The organism is Pseudoxanthomonas beigongshangi, assembly GCF_016820515.1.
Classification (GTDB): domain Bacteria; phylum Pseudomonadota; class Gammaproteobacteria; order Xanthomonadales; family Xanthomonadaceae; genus Pseudoxanthomonas_A; species Pseudoxanthomonas_A beigongshangi.
The window spans coordinates 186,263-209,557 of sequence record NZ_JADHDV010000002.1 but is presented as its reverse complement, the minus strand read 5'-3'; the positions used below and the strand labels follow the sequence as shown (position 1 = coordinate 209,557).

Sequence of the window (23,295 nt, the reverse complement as noted above, 5' to 3'; positions counted from 1 at the left end):
TTCCCCGTGGTCGGCTGGCCGGAAGGCAGACGCAGGGAATCCGTTCCCGGGGGGCGCCTCAGCGCAGCGACTTGCGCCGCTTCTCGTCCATCCATTTCGACGCCTGGGCCGGCTGGTAGGCCTTCATCCAGTCGAACATCGCGCCGAGGTCCTCGCCGTGCCACAGGTCCTCGCGCTGATCCGGGTGCAGGAAGCGCTCTTCGACCATGCGGTCGATCATGCCCATCAGCGGCGCATAGAAGCCATCGACGTCCAGGAAGGCGCAGGGCTTGTCGCCGATGCCGAGCTGGCGCCAGGTCAGCATTTCGAACATCTCGTCCAAGGTGCCGAAGCCGCCGGGCAGGGCGACGAAGGCGTCGGACAGGTCGAACATGCGCTTCTTGCGCTCGTGCATGTTGGCGACCACTTCCAGCCGGGTCACGCCCTTGTGCGCGACTTCCCAGTTGACCAGTTGCTCCGGAATCACGCCAACCACTTCGCCACCACCTGCCAGCACCGCGTCGGCGACGATGCCCATCAGGCCGACGTTGCCGCCGCCATAGACCAGTTGCAGTCCCTCGCGGGCGATGCGATCACCCAGCGCGACCGCGCGTTCGGCGTAGAGGGGCTTGCTGCCGGCGTTGGAGCCGCAATAGACACAGATACTGCGCATGGGATTCGTGATTCGGGATGGGGGATTCGTAAAAAGCAAACGCCGAGCAATGCCCGGCGTCCGCATTGGGATTCGGTCAGGTGAGGGAATGCGCTCGGCGAATCCCTAATCCCCATCCCCGAATCCCGGCTCTCATCAATTGGCCTTGTGGATCGAACGCTTGTCCACCGCCATGGCGGCGTCGTGGATGGCCTCGGACAGGGTCGGATGGGCGTGGCAGATGCGGGCCAGGTCGTCGGCCGAGCCGTTGAACTCCATGGTCAGCACACCTTCGTGCACCAGTTCCGACACGCCGACGCCGACCAGATGCAGGCCCAGCACGCGATCGGTTTCCGCGTGGGCGATGACCTTGACGAAGCCGGCCGGCTCGCCCATCGCGACGGCACGGGCAATCGCGGCGAACGGGAAGCTGCCGGTCTTGTACGGGGTGCCTTCGGCCTTGAGCTGCTGCTCGGTCTTGCCGACCCAGGCGATTTCCGGTTCGGTGTAGATGACCCACGGCACGGTGTCGAAGTTGACGTGGCCGGGCAGGCCGGCGATCAGTTCGGCCACCGCGATGCCTTCCTCGAAACCCTTGTGCGCCAGCATCGGGCCACGCACGCAGTCGCCGATCGCCCAGACGCCATCGACGCCGGTGTGGCAATGCTCGTCGACCTCGATCTGGCCGCGCTCGTTGAGCTTCACGCCGGTACCGTCGGCCAGCACGCCCTTGGTGGCGGCGCGGCGGCCCACGGCCACCAGCAGCTTGTCCACGGTCAGGGTCTTCTCGCCTTCGGCATCGGTGTAGGTGACCACGACTTCCTTGGTCTTGCCCTTGCCGGTGATTTCGGTCTTGCTGACCTTGGCGCCGAGGCGGATATCCAGGCCCTGCTTCTTGAATTCGCGCGCCGCGGTCTTGGCCACTTCGGCATCGGCGACGGCGAGGAAATCGGGGAGGGCTTCCAGGATGGTGACTTCGGCGCCCAGGCGCTTCCACACACTGCCCAGTTCCAGGCCGATCACGCCGGCGCCGATCACGGCCAGGCGCTTGGGCACGGCGGTGAAGTCGAGCGCGCCGACGTTGTCGACGATGTATTCGTTGTCGAACTTGGCGAACGGCAGTTCGATGGAATCCGAACCGGCCGCCAGGATCACGTTGGTGCCCTTGAGCTCGACTTCGCTGCCGTCATGCTGCTTGACCTTGACCACGTTGCCCGGCTGCAGCTGGCCGAAGCCGTAGAACGGGGTGATCTTGTTGGCCTTGAACAGCATCGCGATGCCGCCGGTGAACTGCTTAACGATCTTGTCCTTGCGGCCGACCATCGTGGCGACGTCGATCTTGGCGTCCTTGGTGCTGATGCCGTGCTCGCCGAACAGGTGCTGCAGGTTGTAGAACTGGCGCGAGCTGTCCAGCAGCGCCTTGGAGGGCACGCAGCCCACGCGCAGGCAGGTGCCGCCCAGGGCCGGCTTGCCGTCCTTGCCCAGCGCGGCATCGATGCAGGCGACCTTCATGCCCAGCTGCGCGGCGCGGATGGCGGCGTGATAGCCGGCGGGACCGGCACCGATGACGACGACGTCGAATTGTTCGCTCATTTCATTCGCTCAATGGGATTCGGGATTGGGGAGTGGGGATTCGTCGAAAGCGGAAGCAGGTGCTTGTCGCTCCTGCGAATCCCGAATCACGAATCCCCAATCCCGGCGCTTACATGCCCAGCAGCATGCGGTGCGGATTTTCCAGCTGGTTCTTGATGTCGACCAGGAACAGCACCGCGTCCTTGCCGTCGATGATGCGGTGATCGTAGGACAGCGCGATGTACATCATCGGCGCGGCCACGACCTGGCCGTTCTCGACGATGGCGCGTTCCTTGATCGCGTGCATGCCGAGGATGGCGCTCTGCGGCGGGTTGACGATCGGGGTGGACATCAGCGAACCGAAGGTGCCGCCGTTGGTGATGGTGAAGGTGCCGCCCTGCAGATCCTCCAGGCCCAGCTTGCCGTCACGCGCCTTCTTGGCGTAGTCGGCGATGCCCTTTTCGATGTCGGCGAAGCTCTGGCGCTCGACGTTGCGCAGCACCGGCGTGACCAGGCCCTTGTCGGTGGACACGGCGATCGAGATGTCGGCGTAGCCGTGGTAGATGATGTCGTTGCCGTCGACCGAGGCGTTGACCACCGGATGGCGCTGCAGCGCGTTGGCGGCGGCCTTGGCGAAGAAGCTCATGAAGCCCAGCTTGATGCCGTTGGCCTTCTCGAACGATTCGCCCAGTTCCTTGCGCATCGCCATGACCTTGCCCAGGTTGACCTCGTTGAACGAGGTCAGCATGGCGATGGAGTTCTTGGACTGCATCAGGCGCTCGGCGATGCGGGCGCGGATGCGGGTCATCGGCACGCGCTCTTCCGGACGTGCGCCGCCGGACACGCCGGCGGTCTTGCCGCTGGCGTAGTTGACCAGGTCTTCCTTGGTCACCGCGCCGCGGCGGCCGGTGCCTTCCACCTGCGCCGGATCGATGCCCTGGGTGACGGCGGTGAAGCGGGCGCCGGGCGGCAGGCTTTCGACGCCGGCGGCGGCCGGAGCCGGAGCGGACTTGGCGGCCGGCGCCGGTGCGGCAGCGGGAGCCTCGGCCTTCGGTGCTTCGGCCTTGGGGGCCTCGGCGGCCGGAGCCGGCGCGGCGGCGACCGCGCCTTCCTCGATGATCGCCAGCAACTGCTGGCTGGTCACGGTGTCGCCTTCCTTGAACTTGATTTCCTTGATCACGCCGTCGACCGGGGACGGCACTTCCAGCACGACCTTGTCGGTTTCCAGATCCAGGAGGTTCTCATCGCGCTTGACCGCGTCACCGACCTTCTTGTGCCAGGTGGCGATGGTGGCGTCGGAGACGGATTCGGGGAGAACCGGAACTTTGACTTCAGTGGCCATGGATGGAGGCGTCCTGTTTTTTTTGGTGGCGTGCTTTGAAGGATGGAATGCGGGCGCCGCTTACTCGGCGACCACGTCGTTTTCGAACTTGTTGACCAGCGCGTCGGCGACCAGCTTCAGCTGTTCCTCGACGTGCTCGGCGAAATGACCGGCGGCGGGCGAGGGCGAGCGCGGGCGGCCGGCGTAGTGCAGGCTCTGCTTCTCGCCCAGGCAGGCGTTGAGATGGTGGCGGATCTGGTACCACGCGCCCTGGTTCTGCGGCTCTTCCTGGCACCAGACCACGTCGGTTGCCTTGCCGAAGCGCTTGAGCTCGGCGGCCAGCTGCGGACGCGGGAACGGATACAGCTGTTCGATGCGGACCAGCGCGACGTCGTCCTGGCCACGCTTCTGCTGGTCTTCCAGCAGGTCGTAGTAGACCTTGCCCGAGCACAGCACGACGCGCTTGACCTTCTTCGGGTCGGCGGCCTTGTCCGGGATCAGGTGCTGGAACTCGCCGTTGGCCAGTTCGTCCAGGGTGGAGACGGCCAGCTTGTGGCGCAGCAGCGACTTGGGCGTCATCACCACCAGCGGCTTGCGGGTGGTCATGCGCATCTGCCGGCGCAGCATGTGGTAGGCCTGGGCAGGCGTGGTCGGCACGCAGACCAGCATGTTCTCCAGCGCGCACAACTGCAGGAAGCGCTCCAGGCGGGCCGAGCTGTGCTCCGGACCCTGGCCTTCGTAGCCGTGCGGAAGCAGCAGGGTCAGACCGCTGACGCGCCCCCACTTGGCCTCGCCGGCGGCGATGAACTGGTCGATCACCACCTGCGCGCCGTTGGCGAAGTCGCCGAACTGCGCTTCCCAGATGCACAGGGTGTTGGGATCGGTGGTGGAGAAGCCGTATTCGAATGCCATCACCGCTTCTTCGCTGAGCAGCGAATCGATGATCGTGGCCTGCTCCGGCGATTCCACCAGCTGCCGCAACGGCAGGAAATAGCTGTCGGTCTTCTGGTCGTGCAGGATCGCGTGGCGATGGAAGAAGGTGCCGCGGCCCGCATCCTGGCCGACCAGGCGCAGGCCGTTGCCTTCCGCCAGCAGGGTGGCGTACGCCAGGTTTTCGGCGAAGCCCCAGTCGCCCGGCAGATCGCCGGCGGCCATCTTGGCGCGGTCTTCATAGATCTTGGCCACGCGCGGGTGCAGCGACACGCCCGAGGGAATGGTGTTGATGATCTTGGCCAGCGAATCCAGCGCCTTGCGCTTGACCTTGGTGTCGACCGGATCGCTGAGCTTGCCGGACACGTACTTCGACCAGTCGATCGCCAGTTCGTCGCCCTTCTGCTTGGCCAGCTCGGTGGTGTATTCGCCCGAATCCAGCTTGTTGCGATACTGATCGACCAGCGCCTTGCCGCCTTCGGCGGGGAGCACGCCGGCGCCTTCCAGCTTGGCCGCGTACAGCTCGCGGGTGGTCGGGTGCTTGCGGATGGTCTGGTACATCAGCGGCTGGGTCGCCGCCGGCTCGTCGGCCTCGTTGTGGCCATGGCGGCGATAGCAGACCAGGTCGATGACCACGTCCTTCTTGAACTGCTGGCGGAACTCGTAGGCCAGGTTGGCGCAGAACACCACCGCTTCCGGGTCGTCGCCGTTCACGTGCAGCACCGGTGCGCCGATCATCTTGGCCACGTCGGTGCAGTACAGGGTGGAGCGGGCGTCGTCGCGGGCGCTGGTGGTGAAGCCGATCTGGTTGTTGATCACGACATGCAGGGTGCCGCCGACCGCGAAACCGCGCGCCTGCGACATCTGGAACAGTTCCATCACCACACCCTGGCCGGCGAACGCCGCGTCGCCGTGCATGATGATTGGCAGCACCGCCTGGCGGGAGGTGTCGTTGCGGCGCTCCTGGCGCGAACGCACGCTGCCGGCCACGACCGGATCGACGATTTCCAGGTGCGAGGGGTTGAAGGCCAGCGCCAGGTGGACCGGACCGCCCGGGGTGGCGATGTCGGCCGAGAAGCCCATGTGGTACTTCACGTCGCCGGCATGGGCCAGGCTGTTGTCGTGCTCGAACTTGCCCTCGAACTCGTCGAACAGCTTGCGCGGGCTCTTGCCCAGGGTGTTGACCAGCACGTTGAGGCGGCCGCGGTGGGCCATGCCGACCACGATGTCCTTGACCGAGCCGGCACCGGCGCGGTGGATGAGCGTATCCAGCAGCGGGATCAGCGAATCGCCACCTTCCAGCGAGAAGCGCTTCTGGCCGACGTACTTGGTGTGCAGGTAGCGCTCCAGACCCTCGGCGGCGGTCAGCCGCTCCAGGGTGCGCTGCTTGGCCGCCGCGTCCAGGCCATAGTTGCCGGCGGCCGCTTCCAGCCGCTGGTACAGCCACTGGCGCTGCTCGACCTCGGAGATATGCATGAATTCGGCGCCGATCGAGCCGGTGTAGGCGGCCTTCAGGCGGGTCAGCAGGTCGCGCAGTTTCATGCGCGGCTGGCCGGCCACGTTGCCGGTGCTGAATTCGCTGTCCAGATCCTTGTCGGACAGGTCATGGAAGGCCAGGCCGAGATCCGGCGGATTCATCGGCGGGCTCAGGCCCAGCGGATCCAGGTTGGCGCCCAGGTGGCCGCGCGAACGGTAGGCGGTGATCAGGCGGCCGACATTGCGCTCGCGCTCGTCGCCACCGGCCGGGGCCGCCACATGGCCATTGTTCGCCGCCTGGCGCGAGGCCGCGGCAATCTGCTCGATGACCACCGAGTGGGGCACGTCACCGGCCTCGCGGCCCTTGAAACCGTCGAAGTAGGCCTTCCATTTGGGACCCACACTGTCCGGGTCAACCAGGTATTGCTCGTACAGGTCTTCGACGTAGGAGGCATTGCCTCCGTTGAGTTGCGAGGATTGCGCAAACTGCTTCAGGAGATTGTCCACGATGGCGATGGGGTGCTTGCTGTCGGAATGGTCTTGGAGGGACGGGGTCGGCGGATTCGATGTGGGCCCGCGCGGGCGGAAGACAACCCCAAAATTATACCCGCAAGGCGGGAACGGGGCATAAAGGTATTGGACTAAAGGCGCAGTCTGGGCCACGCGGATGACAAACCGGACACAATCGACGCGATTCCCGCGGATTTCCGCAACCTCGCGAGGAGAAGGCTACAGTCCCAGCGCGCGATACTCGGTGCAGGGGCGTGAGCGTTCCCACACGTGGGCGAATTCCTCGCGCAACTGGCGCGCGTGGCCGGCCGCGTCCAGGTCCGCTTCGCCGTCGAAACGGTGCCCCAGCGGGCGGAAGTAGTAGCCATCGGCGTCGCTGACGACATAGGCCGAGGGATAGTTGCGGTCCACCGGATCGTGCACTTCGCGGAACAGGAACACGCTGGGCAGGCGCTGGGCCAGCGGCAGCAGCGGTGCCTGCCGGCGCTGGGGAGTGCCGGCGTCCTGCAGCAGGATCTGGACTTCCACCGCGCCGGGGCGGGTGGCCAGCCGGCGCAGGGCGTCCAGCACCTCCGGGGCGTCGAACAGGCCCGGCTCCAGGTCCCGGCTGTAGATCCGCAGCTGGCGCCGGCTGCCGCTGGCCAGGGCCAGCAGGGTGGCCCTGGCCCCGGCCAGATCCTCGATGGCGGTGGCGCCGTCCAGGCGCCGGCGCATGGCCTGGTGCTCGATCCCGGCCTCGTGGAACCGTGGACCGTAGGGTACGAACCCGTGCCGGGCGTAGAAGGCTTCGGCACTGACCTGGGCGTTGAGGGTCAGCTCAGGCAGGCGGCGCTTGCGGGCCTCGGCCAGCAGTGCGGCCAGCAGGGCGTCGCCGACGCCGCGCCCGCGCCATTCCCGCAGGACCGCCATCCGGCCGATCCGGTGTTCCGGGGTCAGCCGCCCGGTGCCGATGGGCCGGCCGGCGTCATCGCGCGCCAGTACGTGCCGGCAGAGCGGATCCATGGCGTCGCGTTCCTCTTCCAGCGGCACCCGTTGTTCCTGTACGAACACAATCTCGCGCACCCGCAGCAGATCGTCCCGCTGCAGGGCGTACTCGACCGGCTCGACCCGGAAGCCGGCGGTGTTCAATCCTCTTCCCCGGCCAGCACCAGTTGGTAGTGACCCTGGGCGAGCAGCGCCATCACCGCGTCGCGACCGGTGGCCGACAGGCCGGCGTAGCCGTGGCCGTCAAGCGTCTCCGCCGCGGCCAGGGTGCGCGCGTCCGCCACCGGCATCGGGTAGTCGTGGCCCGAACAGAACAGGGTCGCGCCCTTGCGCGCGCGCCGCCAGGCCAGCCGCGAGAACGGATGGCGGTACAGCCGTGCGCCGTGTTCGAGATCCCATTCGATTTCGATCCGCGAGCGCTGTTCCGGCGCGGGCGCGACATCGCCGGCGGCACGGTAGGTGGTGATGAAACGGCCGAACCAGTCGCCCAGGCGATCCGGATCGTTCATCCGCAGCGCGTTCAGCGCTTCGACCACGCGGGCCATCGCCGCGGCGTCGATTTCGTTGGGATCGCGCGGCGGCGCCAGGTCCTCGTCGTGGTAGCGCAGGCGGTCGTCGGCATCGGCGACCAGGGTGTCGAGGTAGTCGCTGATCAGTTCGGCCGAGGAGGGCGCGCGCATGCCCACGGAGATGGTCAGGCACGGATTCACCGCCACGCCGTGGTGGGGCACGGCCGGCGGCAGGTACAGCATGTCGCCCGGATCCAGCACCCAGTCGTGGGTGGGCGTGAACTCGCGCAGCAGCTTGAGCTCGACGTCGTCGCGGAAGCCGAGCGGCGGATTCTCGCCGGCGTCGATCTGCCAGCGGCGCTGGCCCTGCGCCTGCAGCAGGAACACGTCGTACTGGTCCACGTGCGCGCCGACCGAGCCGCCGGTGGCGGCGAAGCTGATCATGATGTCGTCCAGCCGCCAGCGCGGCAGGAAATCGAAATGCGCCAGCAACGCGCGCACGTCCGGATCCCACTTGTCCACGTCCTGCACCAGCAGGGTCCAGTCGTGGTGCGGCATGCCGGGGAATTCCTCTTCCTGGAACGGGCCGGTGCGCAGGGTCCAGGCGTCGCGTTCGCGATCGTGCATGACGATGCGCGAGAGCGCGCCTTCCTCGCAGGCCAGTCCGGCCAGGTCGTCCGGCTGGATGGGCGACTGGAAATGCGGGAACGCGTTGCGGATCAGCAGCGGCTTCTTCTGCCAGTACTCGCTGAGGAAACGCGCGGCGGGCATGCCGAGGAAATGCTTGGCGGTGGCGTGGACTTCGATCATGGGCGTGGGGAGTTTGCGGGAGCGGGGGCGGCTTCTTCGGCCAGGCGCTTGTCCAGGCGTTCGCGCGCGGACTGCGCGTAGGCGCGGCAGGCGTTGGTGTTCGCGAGCGGTTCGTTGGCGCCGGGGCCGACGCGCGACCACAGACGGCTGGCGGACGGATGCGGCGTCACCAGGATGTCGCAGTCCAGCGCGGCGAGCCGATCCAGGGCCTGCCGGAAGGCGGCGACGTAACCGGGATGGGCCTGCTCGTCGCCGAAGCGGTACTGGTCGGTGGAGAACGCGGAGAGACTGTCGGCATAGACGAACTGGCGGCATTCGCCGCCGTCGCAGGAGCGCCAGGTCCAGGACGCCGCGCCCGGGGTATGGCCCGGCGTGGGGATGGATTTCAGCGACAGCGGGCCGACGGTGACGGTTTCCCCGTCGCCGATGGTGCGTACGTCGGCGACGGGAGTGAAGGATTCGAGTTGCCCGAACTGGGGATCGCTGCGGTCATTGGCGCCGCGTCGCAGCGTGGCGGCGGCCGGTTCGCGCGCCAGTACCGGCGCGCCGGTGGCGCGCTGCAGATCTGCCAGGCCGCCGACATGATCGAAATGCTCGTGCGAGATCACGATGGCGCGCACGTCTTCCGGGCGGAATCCGAGCGTGCGGATGTTGGCCAGCACCTGGCGCCCGCCCGCGGCGGTGCCGCTGTCGATGAGGACATGCCCCTGCGGCGAGGTGATCAGCAACGCGCTGATGCCGCAGGTGCCCACGAACCAGGTATTGCCATGCAGGCGCAGCGGCCTGGCCGGGTCGTCCCAGCGCGGCTCGGCCGGGCAGGCGGGGGCATCGTCCGCCCAGGCCCGGCCGGCGGGCAGGGCGGCCAGCAGCAGGAACGCGGCGGCCGGGATGGATATCCTCGGCGGAAATGGCTTCATGTGGCGATCTCGTCGTAACCGCGGCCAACGAACTGCAACAGGCACCAGCCGTGGCCGAACGGATCGGCCAGGCGCACGATGCGGCCCCAGCGGGCTTCGCGGATGGAGGTTTCGGGTTGGAGGCCGGCCTGGACGGCGGTGGCCAGCGCGGTGTCCAGATCCTCGACCACCACGTCCAGGTGCACCGGCGTCCAATGGCGGCCGTAGTGGCGGCGCGAGCCGGGAGCACCCTCGGTATCGGCGGCGGCGCGGATCAGGTAGATGGGCACCTGCGCGCCCAGCAGTTCCACCACGTCGTCGCCGAAGCGGCGTCCGGTGGTCAGGCCGAACGCCTGCCGGTACAGCGCTTCGGCGGCTTCCAGATCCGGCACGTCGAGATTGATCAGCAGTTGCATGGGAGCGGTCCTGCGGAGTCGGCGTGCGGGATCCGGGCGGCCTCAGATCTTCCGGGCCAGCGTTTCGGCCAGTCCGGTGTAGCTGCCCGGCGTCATGTCGCGCAGGCGCTGCTTGGCGTCGGCGGGCAGTTCCAGCGATTCGATGAAGGCGCGCATTGAGTCGGCGGTGATGCCCTGGCCGCGGGTCAGCGCCTTGAGCTGTTCGTACGGATTGGGCAGGCCGTGGCGGCGCATCACCGTCTGCACGGCTTCGGCCAGCACTTCCCAGGCCGCGTCGAGGTCGGCGTCCAGACGCTGCGGGTTCACTTCCAGCTTGCCCAGGCCCTTGACCAGCGAGTCCAGCGCCACCTGGCTGTGGCCGAAGGCGGTGCCGAGCGCGCGCAGCACGGTGGAATCGGTGAGGTCGCGCTGCCAGCGGCTGATCGGCAGCTTGGCGCTGAAATGCTCGAACAGCGCGTTGGCCAGGCCGAAGTTGCCTTCGGCATTCTCGAAGTCGATTGGATTGACCTTGTGCGGCATGGTCGAGGAGCCGACTTCGCCTTCCTTGAGCTTCTGCTTGAAGTAGCCCAGCGAGATGTAGCCCCAGATGTCGCGGGCCAGGTCGATCAGGATGATGTTGGCGCGGCGTGCGGCGTCGCCGATTTCGGCCACGTTGTCGTGCGGCTCGATCTGGGTGGTGTAGGGATTGAAGACCAGGCCCAGGCTCTCGACGAAACGCTGCGCGAACGCCGGCCAGTCCACGTCCGGATAGCTGGCGACGTGGGCATTGTAGTTGCCGACCGCGCCGTTGATCTTGCCGGTCAGCTCGACCGCCGCGATCTGCCGGCGCTGGCGTTCCAGGCGTGCGACCACGTTGGCGATTTCCTTGCCCAGGGTGGTCGGCGAGGCGGTCTGGCCGTGGGTGCGCGAGAGCATCGGCTGGCCGGCCTGGGCGTGGGCCAGCGCGCGCAGCGAGGCGGCGACGGCGTCCAGCGACGGCAGCAGCACCTCGCGGCGGGCCTGTTCCAGCATCAGGCCGTAGCTGAGGTTGTTGATGTCCTCGCTGGTGCAGGCGAAATGGACGAACTCCAGCGCCGGGGCGAGCTCGGCGTCGTCCTTCAGGCGCTCCTTGATGAAGTACTCCACCGCCTTGACGTCATGGTTGGTGGTGCGCTCGATCTCCTTGACCCGGGCGGCGTCGGCGACCGAAAAACCGTCGGCCAGCGCGCGCAGGCGGATGGCCGCCGCGTCGGAGAAGGCCGGCAGTTCGACGATGCCGGGCTCGGCGGCCAGCGCCAGCAGCCATTCGACCTCCACCTTGATCCGAGCCCGGATCAGCCCGTACTCGGAAAAGATGGGACGCAGGGCGTCGACCTTGCCGGCGTAGCGGCCATCGAGCGGGGACAGGGCGAGCAGGGCGGATTCCGACATGGGGGCGTGGGGCTGAAAAGGAGCGTTCTAGTTTACCGCGAGACGGCCTCCGGCCGGCCTGGCGTATGCTGGCGGCCCTCGCAAGCAGCCGGTTCCACCACCCGGCGCCAGCCGTAGACCATCCCCACAGGAGGCGCTGATGAGCAGGAAAACCAAGGCGGGTGCGGCCCGCGACGAACGGACCCGGGTGGAACGGGACAGCATGGGCGAGCTGCGGGTGCCCGCCGACGCCCTCTGGGGCGCGCAGACCCAGCGCGCGGTGCAGAACTTCCCGATTTCAGGCCGGCCGATGCCGCGCGGCTTCATCCGCGCGCTGGGGCTGATCAAGGCCGCCGCCGCCGAGGTCAACGCCGGCCTGGACCTGTTGCCGCAGGTCACCGCGCGGGCCATCCGTGCCGCCGCGCTGGAAGTGGCCGCCGGCGAGCACGACGCGCACTTCCCGATCGACATCTACCAGACCGGTTCGGGCACCTCGTCGAACATGAATGGCAACGAGGTCATTGCCGCGCTTGCCAACCGTTCCGGCAAGGCCGGGCGCAAGGGTGTGCATCCGAATGATCACGTCAACCTGGGCCAGAGTTCCAACGACGTCATTCCCACCGCCATCCGCGTCTCCGCGCAACTGGCCGTGCTGGAAGACCTGCTGCCGGCGGTGAAACACCTGCGCCGGACCATCGATCGACGTGGCAAGGCGCTCGGCAGGATCGTCAAGACCGGCCGCACCCATCTGATGGACGCGATGCCGCTGACCTTTGCCCAGGAGTTCTCGGCCTGGTCGGCGCAATTGGCCTCGGCCGAGGAGCGCATCGCCGACAGCCTCAAGCGGCTGCGCCGGCTGCCGCTGGGCGGCACCGCGATCGGCACCGGCATCAACGCCGATCCGCGTTTCGGCGCGCGGGTCGCGAAGGCGCTGTCGAAGCAGACCGGCGCGCGGTTCGAGAGCGCCGGCAACAAGTTCGAAGGGCTGGCGGCGCAGGACGACGCGGTCGAACTGTCCGGCCAACTCAACGCACTGGCCGTGGCGCTGACCAAGATCGCCAACGATCTGCGCTGGATGAACGCCGGGCCGCTGGCCGGCCTGGGCGAGATCGAACTGCCGGCCCTGCAGCCGGGCAGCTCGATCATGCCGGGCAAGGTCAATCCGGTGATTCCGGAAGCGACCGTGATGGTGTGCGCGCAGGTGATGGGCCACCACACCGCGATCACGGTGGCCGGGCAGACCGGCAACTTCCAGCTCAACGTGACCCTGCCGCTGATCGCGGCCAACCTGCTGGATTCGATCCAGTTGCTGGCGAATGTGTCGCGCCTGCTCGCCGACACCGCCATCGACGGACTCACGGTGCGTGAGGACAACGTCAGGCGGGCACTGGATCGCAATCCGATCCTGGTGACCGCGCTGAACCCGGTGATCGGCTACGAGAAGGGCGCGGCCATTGCCAAGCAGGCCTACAAGGAGAATCGCGCGGTGCTCGACGTGGCGCGCGAGGTCACCGGCCTGCCGGAGAAAGTGCTGAAGCCGTTGCTGGATCCGGCCGTGCTCGCCAAGGGCGGCATCCACGGCAAACCGGGCGGCGGAGGCGGCTGAGCCGCTCCACCGCGGTGGCGTGATATGGCCGGATCTTCAGACCGGATCATTCAGCCGCGGGAATGAACTCGGCGGCCTTCATCGCGGTGATGGCCGCCCAGTCGTGCGGCTTGCCGTCCAGGCGCGCGGCGACCAGACGGTGACCCACCGAGTAGCCCGCCCACATCGGGATACCGGCCTGCGGATTGCCGAACATCGAGCCCATCAATACCTGCGGCGAGGTCTCGCCCAGGTTGGGACGGAACGCGGCCAGGGTCGCGCTGTATTGGGCGTCGTCCAGGGCGTGGATCCACGGCGCCGGGTGCGCGCCGAACACCTGGTTGGCGTAGTAATCGGCGCGGCCTTCGAACACCAGATAGTCGGCGAGGGTGAACGCGGCATCCGGATGGAACTGCTCCTGCGCCCAGTAGCTGTGATGGAGCTCGTGCGCGAGCACGTACGGCAGCAGCTTCGCCCAGTCGGCCTGTGGATGCAGCTTGACGACGACTTTGCCGCTGCCGGCGGTCAGCGCGATCACGCCCTGCATGCGATCACGCGTGAACGCGTCGTCCGGAGCGGTGAAATCCACGCACAGTGTCAGCCGGCCCTGCGGCAGATCGGTGACCACGCGGTCATAGGTGGATTGGGCGATTTTTTCGAAACGGGCCCGATCGAAGCCCTTCTCGGCCGATTCGCGCTGTTCGCGGGTCAGGCGCGGATCCGGCGCGTAGCCGCGCGCCAGGTCCGCGAACTGGCCGCCTGACGCGCAGCGGGCGAACCAGGCTTCGCCGACGGCCTTGGCATCGGTGGCCGCCAGCACCTGCGGGTTGGTGTAGTGGAAATCGATGGGCTCGCCGGCGATCGCAAAACCGGGCACGAGCAGGGACAGCAGCAGCGGAAGTCGACGTTTCATGGGAAGTCCTGGAAGAGCGGCGCGGGATGCGTCCGGAGATCAGGACGCGCGGGGCTCGCGGGTGTGACCCGGCGCGGGCGAATGGTCATCGGGAGGCAACCTTGGCGGGCAGCGGCCAACCGGTGCAGGGGGGATGCGGTTGCGCATTGGCATCCGGCGCGCGCAATTCAGGATGGTCGTAGGGCAGGTAGCTTTGCCAGTACCAGGGAAAGCAGACCGGTCCCAGCTTGTACTCGATGAGATAGGGGAAAATGCTGTCGGCATTGGAGCTGTTGCTCATCAGCAGCAGGCAGTCACGCCCGTCGCGCACGCACACCGCGATGTTGCGGGTGCCGTCGTCATGCCCGCCCTTGAAGAACGCCCGGCCTTCCTGCGTCCGGTACACGCTCCAGCCGAGCCCGTAGGCCAGTTCGATCGCCGCGTTGTCGGTGGTGGTCTCGGTGGACAGGGTGGGGAACTGCTGGACCGAATCGATGCGCACCTGCGCGCCGAACAATTCGTCGCGTGTCCCGGCGTCCAGCCCCTCGTTGCGCGACAGGCCGGCCAGGAACGCCGCGAAATCGCGCAGGGTGGTATCCATCGAACCGGCGGCCCGCACCGCGCCGCGCTGCTTGTGGCCGAGGGATTCCCCGCCCTCGTCGTAGCCCTGCGCCAGGTTGGCGGCGAACGCGTCGCGCCAGGTCATGCCGCTTCCGCGCATGCCGAAGCGATCGAACACCCGTTCCTGCATCAGCGTACCGACATCGACGCCCAGGCCATGCTCGATCACGAACTGCAGCAGGTTGATGCCCTCGCCGGAGTAGGCGAAACGGCTGCCGGGGTCGAACGCGAAGGCCAGCTTCGCGTGTTCGTCGTAGCCTTGCGGAGTGAAGAACCGGAAATTCGGGAAGCCGGCGGTATGCGCCAGCAGCATGCGCGGGGTAAGTCGCCGCCAGCGTTCGTCGCCGGCCAGATCGGCGTACTTCTCGTATTCCGGCAGCGGGCGGGGCAGGTAGTCGGCGATGGAGCGATCCAGATCCAGCCGCCCGTCCCGCACCAGCCCCATCACCGCGTACGCGAATGCGCCCTTGGTGAGCGAAGCGGCGTACATCGTGGTATCGGGCGTCAGCGGCAGGTTCCGTTCGACGTCGCGCAGGCCGTAGGTCTTCAACTCGGCCACCTTGCCGTCATGAATGACGGCCAGTGCGAGGCCGGTCACGCGGGCCTCCCGCATCAGCGTTTCGACCGGGTCGGGGACGCTTTCCGCGGCCACGCCCGCAACGGGGACGGCGACGGTGCACAGGCACAACAACAGCGACCACATCCCTTTCATGGTTCGGCCTCGCGTCTTGTCGTGGAACCGCCGCGGCAAACCCCTTGCCGCGGCGGGAAAATGACCGGTCCTGCGGAAGGATCAGTCCTTGCCGCAGTCGTCGATGTCTTGCTGATCCAGGTTGGCGTAGGGACGGAATGCCGGCACCTGCGCCGCCAGCGCGTCCTGGGCGGTGCGCAGTCCGGTCAGGCGGGTGCAGATCTTGTTCGCCTCGGCCTCGATCTTCTTGGCCTCGGCGTCCATCCGCGCGTCGATGTCGTCGGTGTTGCCGCTGATCACGCCGCTGATCGCCGCCCCGACCGCCTTGCCGGCCATCTTGGCGCCCTGCTTGCCGACCGCGATGCCGGCCTGGGTGATGCCTTCCAGTTCGCCGTAGTAGGTCGAGACCAGCTTGCGCTGATCCGGCGTCAGCGCCACCGCCTTGCCGTCGATGACCAGGTCGCCGTTGGCGCCGATTTTGGCCTTGGGATAACCATTGGCGTTGATGGTGAGTTCGCCGTCGCCGAAGCGGGCGATCTTGCCGTTGCCATTGTCGATGCTGGCCTGCGGCTTGCAGGCGGCCAGCGAGAGGGCCAGGACCAGGCCGACGCCCAGGCTGGCGGAAAGGGACGGAGTGCGCATGGCGGAATTCCTCAATGGCGACGGGGAAGGGAAACGGTGCCGGCGACGCCGGAATGATCGATCGAGCCGCTGCCGACGGAACGCACGGTCAGGCCGCCGCGGACTTCGCGCGCGCCGACATTGCCGGAACCGACGCTGCCGATGACAACGTCGCCGCCGATGCGGGACAGCTCGGCATCGCCGGAGCCGATGGATTCGATCTCGACCCGGCCCTGGCCATCCTCGAGGTCGAAATCGCCCGAACCGATGGTGCCGATGCTGACCGGCCCGCGGACATGGCGCGCCTGCGCGTCGCCGGAGCCGATGCTGATGCCTTTCAGCGAGCCGGCGCCATCGACTTCGACATCGCCGGACCCGACATCGAAGGCGACCAGCCCGCGGGTTTCGCGGATCACCGCGTCGCCGGAGCCGACGTCGGCGCTGACGATGGCGGCACCGCGTACCTCCGCGTCCCCCGACCCGACCTTGAGCTGGACCGGCATGTCGTCGGGCACGCTGCCGTCGAGTTCCAGGTAGGCGTAGTTCTTGCTGAAGAAAATGCCCTGGCTCCGGCCTTCGCGTCGCAGGAGCACCACCAGCTTGTCGCCCTCGCGGCGCTGGGTGACGGACAACTGCGGCAGCAGCTTGGCGTCGGAGGCGCAGGCCCGGCCCCGCAGCCCGTGGTGGTTGCCGGAGCGGGCCACCAGTTTCAGGTCATGCGAGGCCACGTCGAACACCACGGCCTTGGCATCGCCGATGTCCAGGTCGAGTTGGCGGGGCTCGGTGTGCTTGCAATTGTCTTCGGCGGCGATTGCCGGGGCCGCGATGGCGATGGCAAGGGCCAGGACGGGCAGCGACAGAAAAACACGGTGCATGGGAATCCTCCATACGGAACGCGGGTGGTTGACCGGGTGGGCGGCGGCGTGGCGCCGCCGCCCGGGCCGGATCACTCGCTGTCGCGCCAGCGGCGCAGGTAGATGGCGGCGGCGATCAGGCCGGCGCCGATGACCGCGCCGATCCACAGGTCGGCAGTGCCGAAGACCTGCCAGTTGTTGCCCAGGTTCATCATCCGCACCAGGTCGTCGGGGGTGTTGACGTTCTGGCCGGCCAACTGGTCGTTGGTCAGGTTCAGCGGTGACCAGGTTCCCGGCACCACGCTCAGCAGGCCGCGATAGACCACGGTGTACCAGAGCGGGCCATACGGGATGTCGATGCCCAGGATGCCCAGCATGCTGATGATCACGCAGGCCAGCACCGGAATCAGCACCGCCCACAGGAACGGCTTGCTGCGCGCCCAGGCCGAGCAGAACATCAGCCAGCCCACCGCGGGCAGCGCCCAGAACAGGTAGATCGGCAGGGTCGACAGCACGTTGGCGATGATGCTCAGCGGATGCGAATGGGTGAACATCGCCCAGCCACCCGGTACGCCCATGATGCCCATCGCGCTGGCGGCGATGATCCACAGCGCCACGCCGACCAGCACGCCGATGCCGATGGCCAGCAGCGGTCCCAGGAACAGGGCCCAGGTCGCTTTCGACAGCACCATCTGGGTATCGGTGACGGGCAGCGACTTCCAGAACAGGATGCTGCGATCACGGCGATCGTCGTGCAGGGTGCCCAGGGCGTAGAAGAACACCACGAACGCCAGCACGATCTGGGTCAGGCCCATGCCGCCCATCAGGATGCCGTCGCCGACCTGGCCGATCTGGCGGACGTGATCCAGCATGTCACCATCCACGTTCATGTTGAAGTCCATGTCGTTCTTCACCTGGAAGAACTTGATGACCCCAATCATGGCGGCGATGAAGGACAGCACGGTGATGATGGCGCCGGTGATCACCGGCGCCCACAGGAAGCCGCCGCGGTTTTCCCAGAACTCCCGTTTCAACAGCCACTTGAAGGCGGAGCCCTTGGTGGCATGCACAGTGGTGGCGGTGTTCATGCGTAGGTTCCTTTCATGATGGCGACGAACAGATCGGCCAGGCCGGGATTGCGCGTCTCGCCCAGTTCGGCGAGCCGGCCGCGGTCGATGCCGTCATACAGGAAAACGCTCTTGCCGAACGGCAGGCCGCGTTCGTCGATGGGGTTCAGGGCGCGCGCCTGTTCGACCTTGTCGGAAGAGACCAGCAACTCCGTGTAGCGCTCGGCCACCTCGTCCATCTGCGCGGTCAGCACGATCCGGCCGTCGCGGATGAACATCACGTCGGTGAGGATGTGTTCGATCTCCTCGACCTGGTGGGTGGTGACGATGATGGTCTTCTGCTCGTCGAAGTAGTCCTCCAGCAGGCGCTGGTAGAACTGCTTGCGATAGAGGATGTCCAGGCCGAGGGTCGGCTCGTCCAGCACCAGCAGGCGGGCGTCGATCGCCATCACCAGGGCCAGGTGCAACTGCACGATCATGCCCTTGGACATCTCGCGGACCCGCAGGTCCGGGCGCAACTGGGTGTTGGCCAGGAAACGCTCGCATTTTGCGCGGTCGAAGCGGGGATGCACGCCGGCCACGAAATCGATGGCCTCGCGAACCCGCATCCAGCGCGGCAGCACCGCCACGTCGGCGATGAAGCACACGTCGTTCATCAACTGGCCACGCTGCTTGCGCGGATCCAGGCCCAGTACCTTCAGGTCGCCCTCGAACGGGGTCAGCCCGAGGATGGCCTTCAGCGCGGTGGTCTTGCCGGCGCCGTTGGGGCCAATCAGGCCGATGATCTTGCCGGCCTCGATCTGGAAGCTGGTGTTGTCCAGCGCCAGCTTGCTCCGGTAGGCCTTGCGCAGGCCCTGGGCGGTCACCACGGGATTGGAAATCACGGCGCTCATCACTTGTTCCCCTTGACTTGCAGCAGTTCCTCGATCGACAGCCCCAGGCGTTCGATGCGCTGGGCCACGGCCGGCCATTCATCGTGCAGGAAGCGCTCGCGTTCGCTCTTGAGCAACTTCTTGGAAGCCTCGTCGGTGACGAACATGCCCAGCCCGCGGCGCTTCTCCACCAGCGCCTCGTCGGCCAGTTCCTGGTAGGCGCGCGAGACGGTGATCGGATTGAGCTGGTACTCGGCCGCCACCTGGCGGACGGAGGGGAGGGCGTCGCCCGGTTTCAGAACTCCGTCTAGCATCATGGCGATCACCCGATCCTTCAGTTGGCGGTAGATGGGAGCACCGTCGCTCCACTGGATGTTGACCATGGCTCAACCCCGTGGGCGCAGCGACTGCGCGAATGAGAAATAGGGCATCGACAGCGTGGCGCGGGCGCGGCGGCGCGGGTGGACCTGCGCATCCTCGGCGGCGGCCGCGGCTTCGATGGTGGAATCGACGCCGGCCAAAGGACTGCCTTCCATGGCATTCCGCTGGCGGGTCCCGGTGGTGCCCATCAGCAGACCCAGGGTCAGGAGGGCGCCACTGGCCGCCAGGCCGGACAGCGTATTGAGCAGTTTCGGTTTCATTGCGTCTCCCCCTTCATTGGGTGAGTGGTGTTGTATGTAACTATAACACCAGAACACAGGCCGTCAACTACCCGGGCGCCGTTTCGTAACCCAACTGAAGGCATACTTGTCGCCCCCGACCGGCAGGAACTCCAGATGAAGCGCAAATGGCTGAAAAACATGACTTTAATCGTCGCTTTGGTGGCGGCGGGAAGCGTCTGGGCCGCCGGGCTGCTGGACGTCAGCTATCGGCCGCTGGCCGGCAAGACCCCGGTCCGGCTGAACGAGAAGTACGCCGGGCAGGTCCTGCTGATCGTCAACACCGCCAGCAAATGCGGCTTCACGCCGCAGTACGAGGGCCTGGAAGCGCTGCACCGGAAGTACGCCGGGCACGGATTCGCGGTGCTTGGCTTTCCGTCCAATGATTTCAAGGGCCAGGAACCCGGCAACGAGCAGCAGATCCAGGAGTTCTGCACGCTGACCTACGGAGTCAAGTTCCCGATGTTCGAGAAGGTGCACGTGATCGGCCCGGAAACCACGCCGTTGTATCGCTCGCTCAGCCAGGCCACCGGCGTCGCGCCGGGCTGGAATTTCCACAAGTACCTGGTCGCGCGCGATGGCCGGGTGGTGGCGAATTTCCCCAGCAAGATCAAGCCGGATGACCCGGCTCTGGTGGCCGCCATCGAGCGCGAACTGAAGGCCTCGCGGCGTTGAACCCTGCACGCGGCCGTAGCTTGCGTGCGACAATACGGGATTGGTGCCGCCATCGCGGCAAGTTGCGAGGAGTCGAGGGATGAAGCGGTCGGTGCGCGGTTTCGCCGCGGTTGTGGCAATCACTTTTTCGATGCTGGGAGGCAGCGTGTCTGCACAGGAAAAAACCGCGCTGACGAATGAGCGCGAAAAGGTCAGCTACTCGGTCGGCCTGGATCTGGGCCAGTCGTTCGAACCGATTGCGAAGTTCATTGACCTGGCCGCGTTCGAGCGCGCCATGAAGAACGCGATGGACGGTGGCAAGCCGCTGATCAGCCAGGAAGAGGCGCAGGCCACCGACCAGGCGCTGCGCATCAACCTGGCCGCCAGCCAGGGCCAGCAGATCCCGGGCATGCCGCCGGGCAGCCCGCCGCCGGCCGTGGCCAAGGACAAGGTCGGCCTGATGCTGGGCAGCTACATGGTGGGACCGTCGCTGGCCCCGCTGAAGCAGGATCTGGACATGGCGGTGGTGATGCAGGGCATGCGCACCGCGCTGGACAAGAGCGCCAAGCCGCTGCTGACCGCCGAAGACGCGAAGGCGACGATGGAAGCCTTCATGATCCGCCGGCAGAGCGAGAGCGCGCAGCGCAACCGCAACGAAGGCAGCAAGTTCCTGGCCGAGAACAAGGCCAAGAAGGGCGTGATCACCACGCCGTCGGGCCTGCAGTACATGGTGCTGCGCGAAGGCAACGGCGCGCGTCCGACCCCGAGCAGCCGAGTGCGCGTGAACTATGTCGGCGCGTTGCTGGACGGCACCGTATTCGACAGTTCCTACGATCGTGGCCAGCCGGCTGAGTTTGGCCTGAACCAGGTGATCCCCGGCTGGACCGAGGGCGTTTCGCTGATGCCCGTCGGCGCCAAGTACCGTTTCTGGATTCCCGGCGACCTCGCCTACGGCAAGGAAGGCGCGCCCGGCGGCAAGATCGGGCCGGACGCCACGCTTACTTTTGACGTTGAGTTGATGGGCATCCTGCAATAAAGCCCGTTCTCCCCCACAACGGAATTCCAGCATGCGAGTAGCGATCTTCGGCACCGGTTATGTCGGCCTGGTGACGGGTACCTGTCTGGCCGAGGTCGGCCACGACATCATCTGCGTCGATATCGATGCCGCCAAGGTCGAAGGCCTGAACAACGGTGTCATCCCGATCTACGAGCCCGGGCTGGAGCCGATGGTCAAGGCCAACCATGCAGCCGGCCGCCTGCGTTTCACCACCGACGCGGCCGAAGCGATCGCGCACGGCGAGGTGATCTTCATCGCCGTGGGCACGCCGCCGGACGAGGATGGCAGCGCGGATCTGCAATACGTGCTGGCGGTGGCCCGCACCATCGGCCAGCACATCCATCGGCCGACCGTGGTGGTCGACAAGTCGACGGTGCCGGTCGGCACCGCCGATCGCGTGGGTGACGCGATCCAGGCGGAGCTGCAAAAGCGCGGCGTGGAGATCCCGTTCGATGTGGTCTCCAACCCGGAATTCCTGAAGGAGGGCGACGCGGTCAAGGACTGCATGCGCCCGGACCGCATCGTCATCGGCGCCAACAATCCGGCCGCGGTCGAGAAGCTCAAGCGCCTGTACGCGCCATTCAACCGCAACCACGAGCGCATCGTGGTGATGGACGTGCGTTCGGCGGAACTGACCAAGTACGCGGCCAACGCGATGCTGGCGACCAAGATCAGTTTCATGAACGAGATCGCCAACATCGCCGAGCGTGTCGGCGCCGACGTCGAGCATGTCCGCCAGGGCATCGGCTCGGATCCGCGCATCGGCTGGTATTTCATCTATCCGGGCGCCGGTTATGGCGGTTCCTGCTTCCCCAAGGACGTGCAGGCGCTGGCCCGCACCGCCCAGCAGCATGGCTACACGCCGCGCCTGCTCGACGCCGTGGAAGAGGTCAACGACGCCCAGAAGGGACACCTGTACGAACTGATCCAGCGCCACTACGACCGTGGCGAGGACGAGGGCGTGCGCGGTCGCACCTTCGCGGTGTGGGGACTGGCATTCAAGCCCAACACCGACGACATGCGCGAAGCTTCCAGCCGTCGCCTGCTGGCGCAGTTGTGGGAGGGCGGCGCCAAGGTCCGCGCCTACGATCCGGAAGCCAGCCATGAAGCGCGCCGCATCTTCGGCGAGCGCGATGATCTGGTGCTGTGCGACTCCGCCGCGTCCGCGCTGGACGGTGCCGATGCGCTGGTGGTGGTGACCGAATGGAAGCAGTTCCGCAGCCCGGATTTCTCCCGGCTCAAGAGCCTGCTCAAGGACGCGGTGATTTTCGACGGCCGCAATCTCTACGAGCCGGCCGAAGTCGAACAGGCCGGCCTCGCGTACTACGGCATCGGCCGCGGACGTTCCATCCATGCCGAGTGACCTGTTCGCGCAGGACCGGCTGGAACAGCGCCTGGTCGAACTGGAGACACGCCTGACCTTCCAGGAGCAGGCCATGGCCGAGCTGAGCGAGGCCCTGGCCGACGCCCGCGCCGAGAGCGGGCGCAACACCGAGCTGCTGATGAACCTGTTGTCGGACCTGCGCAAGCTGCGGGGCGAGCTGTACGCCGATCCCGCCGACGAGCCGCCGCCGCCGCATTATTGATACGCTTGGCACCGCGCCCGCCACGGGCGCGCTGTGTTCACCGCCGAATTACCCGCAATGAGCGATTCCCTCCGCGATCAACTCCTCGGCCTGGGCTTCAAGCCCGCGCCGAAACCCGAGCGCAAGCCGCAGGCCGGCCAGCATCCCAACAAGCCCCAGGGCAGGCATCCCGGCAAGCCGGGACAGGCCAACAAGGGGAAGCCGGGCGGCAGGCCCGGCAAGCCGCATCTGCCGGCAGGCCAGGGCAAGGGCGGCAAGCGCGAGGGCGACATCGATCTCGCCAAGGCCTACGCGATCCGCGCGCAGAAGGAAAAGGACGAGCGTATCGAGACCGAACGCCAGAAGCAGGAAGAGGCGCGCCTGCGCCGCGAGGCCAAGGCGCGGCTGGAAACCCTGCTGAAGGATCAGGCGCTGAATGATCCCGCGGCGGAAATCGCGCGGCATTTTCCGTATGGCGGCAAGATCAAGCGAATCTATGTCAACGAAGCCCAGCTCAAGGCGCTCAATGCGGGCGAACTGGGCGTGGTCCAGTTGAATGGCCGCTACCTGCTGGTGAGCGCGGATGTGCTGGCGCAGGCCGAGGCCACGTTCGCGCCTGCGGTCGCGTTGAAGGTCGATCCCGATGCGCCGGCCGAAGCCGATCCCTACGCGGATCCCAAATTCCAGGTACCCGACGATCTGGTCTGGTAAGC

At 67.0% G+C, this 23,295-nt stretch carries 23 protein-coding genes; 6 read left to right on the top strand and 17 right to left on the bottom strand.

The annotated features are described in order from the left end of the window. Window positions 1-58 precede the first annotated feature (58 nt). The 9 genes from IQ458_RS02470 to purB form a co-directional block, all read right to left on the bottom strand. A complete protein-coding gene (locus IQ458_RS02470; RefSeq protein WP_183641826.1) occupies window positions 59-652 on the bottom strand; it encodes an LOG family protein in 594 nt (197 codons plus the stop codon). A 135-nt stretch (window positions 653-787) separates the two neighbouring features. Continuing rightward, on the bottom strand, window positions 788-2,224 hold the full coding sequence (lpdA, locus tag IQ458_RS02465) for a dihydrolipoyl dehydrogenase (protein WP_183641823.1): 1,437 nt from the start codon (window positions 2,222-2,224) through the stop codon (window positions 788-790). A gap of 109 nt (window positions 2,225-2,333) precedes the next feature. Further along, window positions 2,334-3,545 carry a dihydrolipoyllysine-residue succinyltransferase gene (gene sucB / locus IQ458_RS02460; protein WP_203321795.1) on the bottom strand — a complete coding sequence of 404 codons (1,212 nt, stop codon included), beginning with the start codon at window positions 3,543-3,545 and terminating at the stop codon, window positions 2,334-2,336. Window positions 3,546-3,605: 60 nt separating this feature from the next. Continuing rightward, window positions 3,606-6,437, bottom strand: coding sequence for a 2-oxoglutarate dehydrogenase E1 component (locus IQ458_RS02455; protein ID WP_203321794.1), 2,832 nt, complete (start codon window positions 6,435-6,437; stop codon window positions 3,606-3,608). A gap of 222 nt (window positions 6,438-6,659) precedes the next feature. Further along, window positions 6,660-7,568, bottom strand: a complete 909-nt coding sequence (locus IQ458_RS02450) for a GNAT family N-acetyltransferase (protein ID WP_203321793.1) — start codon at window positions 7,566-7,568, stop codon at window positions 6,660-6,662. After that, window positions 7,565-8,743, bottom strand: a complete 1,179-nt coding sequence (locus IQ458_RS02445) for a ribosomal protein uL16 3-hydroxylase (RefSeq protein WP_183641814.1) — start codon at window positions 8,741-8,743, stop codon at window positions 7,565-7,567. The genes IQ458_RS02450 and IQ458_RS02445 overlap by 4 nt, the downstream gene beginning before the upstream one ends. Next, window positions 8,740-9,660 (bottom strand): subclass B3 metallo-beta-lactamase, encoded by a 921-nt coding sequence (gene bla / locus IQ458_RS02440; RefSeq protein WP_203321792.1) that lies wholly within the window; start codon window positions 9,658-9,660, stop codon window positions 8,740-8,742. Before bla ends, IQ458_RS02445 begins: the two co-directional genes overlap by 4 nt. Beyond that, on the bottom strand, window positions 9,657-10,055 hold the full coding sequence (locus IQ458_RS02435) for a VOC family protein (RefSeq protein WP_203321791.1): 399 nt from the start codon (window positions 10,053-10,055) through the stop codon (window positions 9,657-9,659). The genes bla and IQ458_RS02435 overlap by 4 nt, the downstream gene beginning before the upstream one ends. Before the next feature lie 42 nt (window positions 10,056-10,097). Next, window positions 10,098-11,465, bottom strand: coding sequence for an adenylosuccinate lyase (gene purB, locus IQ458_RS02430; protein ID WP_203321790.1), 1,368 nt, complete (start codon window positions 11,463-11,465; stop codon window positions 10,098-10,100). A 139-nt stretch (window positions 11,466-11,604) separates the two neighbouring features. Between purB and IQ458_RS02425 the strand changes: the two genes are divergently transcribed. Then, window positions 11,605-13,050 carry a class II fumarate hydratase gene (locus tag IQ458_RS02425; protein ID WP_203321789.1) on the top strand — a complete coding sequence of 482 codons (1,446 nt, stop codon included), beginning with the start codon at window positions 11,605-11,607 and terminating at the stop codon, window positions 13,048-13,050. A gap of 46 nt (window positions 13,051-13,096) precedes the next feature. Here the strand turns inward: IQ458_RS02425 and IQ458_RS02420 are convergent, their stop codons facing one another. The 8 genes from IQ458_RS02420 to IQ458_RS02385 all read right to left on the bottom strand — a co-directional run bounded on the left by IQ458_RS02420 (window position 13,097) and on the right by IQ458_RS02385 (window position 19,288). Beyond that, entirely contained in the window at window positions 13,097-13,942 is an 846-nt protein-coding gene (locus IQ458_RS02420) for a DUF2268 domain-containing putative Zn-dependent protease (RefSeq protein WP_203321788.1), read from the bottom strand. 85 nt (window positions 13,943-14,027) lie between these two features. Next, a complete protein-coding gene (locus IQ458_RS02415) occupies window positions 14,028-15,254 on the bottom strand; it encodes a serine hydrolase domain-containing protein (RefSeq protein WP_235996584.1) in 1,227 nt (408 codons plus the stop codon). A gap of 81 nt (window positions 15,255-15,335) precedes the next feature. Next, window positions 15,336-15,875, bottom strand: a complete 540-nt coding sequence (locus IQ458_RS02410; RefSeq protein ID WP_203321787.1) for a DUF2884 family protein — start codon at window positions 15,873-15,875, stop codon at window positions 15,336-15,338. A gap of 11 nt (window positions 15,876-15,886) precedes the next feature. Then, window positions 15,887-16,729 (bottom strand): hypothetical protein, encoded by an 843-nt coding sequence (locus tag IQ458_RS02405; protein ID WP_203321786.1) that lies wholly within the window; start codon window positions 16,727-16,729, stop codon window positions 15,887-15,889. Window positions 16,730-16,800: 71 nt separating this feature from the next. Next, window positions 16,801-17,796 (bottom strand): ABC-2 transporter permease, encoded by a 996-nt coding sequence (locus IQ458_RS02400; RefSeq protein ID WP_183641789.1) that lies wholly within the window; start codon window positions 17,794-17,796, stop codon window positions 16,801-16,803. Continuing rightward, a complete protein-coding gene (locus tag IQ458_RS02395) occupies window positions 17,793-18,668 on the bottom strand; it encodes an ABC transporter ATP-binding protein (RefSeq protein WP_183641784.1) in 876 nt (291 codons plus the stop codon). Before IQ458_RS02395 ends, IQ458_RS02400 begins: the two co-directional genes overlap by 4 nt. After that, a complete protein-coding gene (locus tag IQ458_RS02390) occupies window positions 18,668-19,030 on the bottom strand; it encodes a GntR family transcriptional regulator (RefSeq protein ID WP_183641782.1) in 363 nt (120 codons plus the stop codon). The genes IQ458_RS02395 and IQ458_RS02390 overlap by 1 nt, the downstream gene beginning before the upstream one ends. A 3-nt stretch (window positions 19,031-19,033) precedes the next feature. Then, window positions 19,034-19,288, bottom strand: coding sequence for a hypothetical protein (locus IQ458_RS02385; protein ID WP_192197729.1), 255 nt, complete (start codon window positions 19,286-19,288; stop codon window positions 19,034-19,036). A 159-nt stretch (window positions 19,289-19,447) separates the two neighbouring features. Here IQ458_RS02385 and IQ458_RS02380 point away from each other — a divergent pair, with 159 nt between their 5' ends. The 5 genes from IQ458_RS02380 to IQ458_RS02360 all read left to right on the top strand — a co-directional run bounded on the left by IQ458_RS02380 (window position 19,448) and on the right by IQ458_RS02360 (window position 23,293). Continuing rightward, window positions 19,448-19,981: a glutathione peroxidase gene (locus IQ458_RS02380; protein WP_203321832.1), complete on the top strand. Its 534-nt coding sequence runs from the start codon at window positions 19,448-19,450 to the stop codon at window positions 19,979-19,981. Between the two features lie 79 nt (window positions 19,982-20,060). Then, a complete protein-coding gene (locus IQ458_RS02375) occupies window positions 20,061-20,996 on the top strand; it encodes an FKBP-type peptidyl-prolyl cis-trans isomerase N-terminal domain-containing protein (RefSeq protein ID WP_183641776.1) in 936 nt (311 codons plus the stop codon). Between the two features lie 31 nt (window positions 20,997-21,027). Beyond that, complete coding sequence (locus IQ458_RS02370) at window positions 21,028-22,380, top strand: UDP-glucose dehydrogenase family protein (RefSeq protein WP_203321785.1); 1,353 nt, start codon at window positions 21,028-21,030, stop codon at window positions 22,378-22,380. Continuing rightward, window positions 22,370-22,603, top strand: coding sequence for a SlyX family protein (locus tag IQ458_RS02365; protein ID WP_141453069.1), 234 nt, complete (start codon window positions 22,370-22,372; stop codon window positions 22,601-22,603). Before IQ458_RS02370 ends, IQ458_RS02365 begins: the two co-directional genes overlap by 11 nt. A 57-nt stretch (window positions 22,604-22,660) precedes the next feature. Beyond that, window positions 22,661-23,293: a DUF2058 domain-containing protein gene (locus tag IQ458_RS02360; RefSeq protein WP_203321784.1), complete on the top strand. Its 633-nt coding sequence runs from the start codon at window positions 22,661-22,663 to the stop codon at window positions 23,291-23,293. Window positions 23,294-23,295 lie beyond the last annotated feature (2 nt).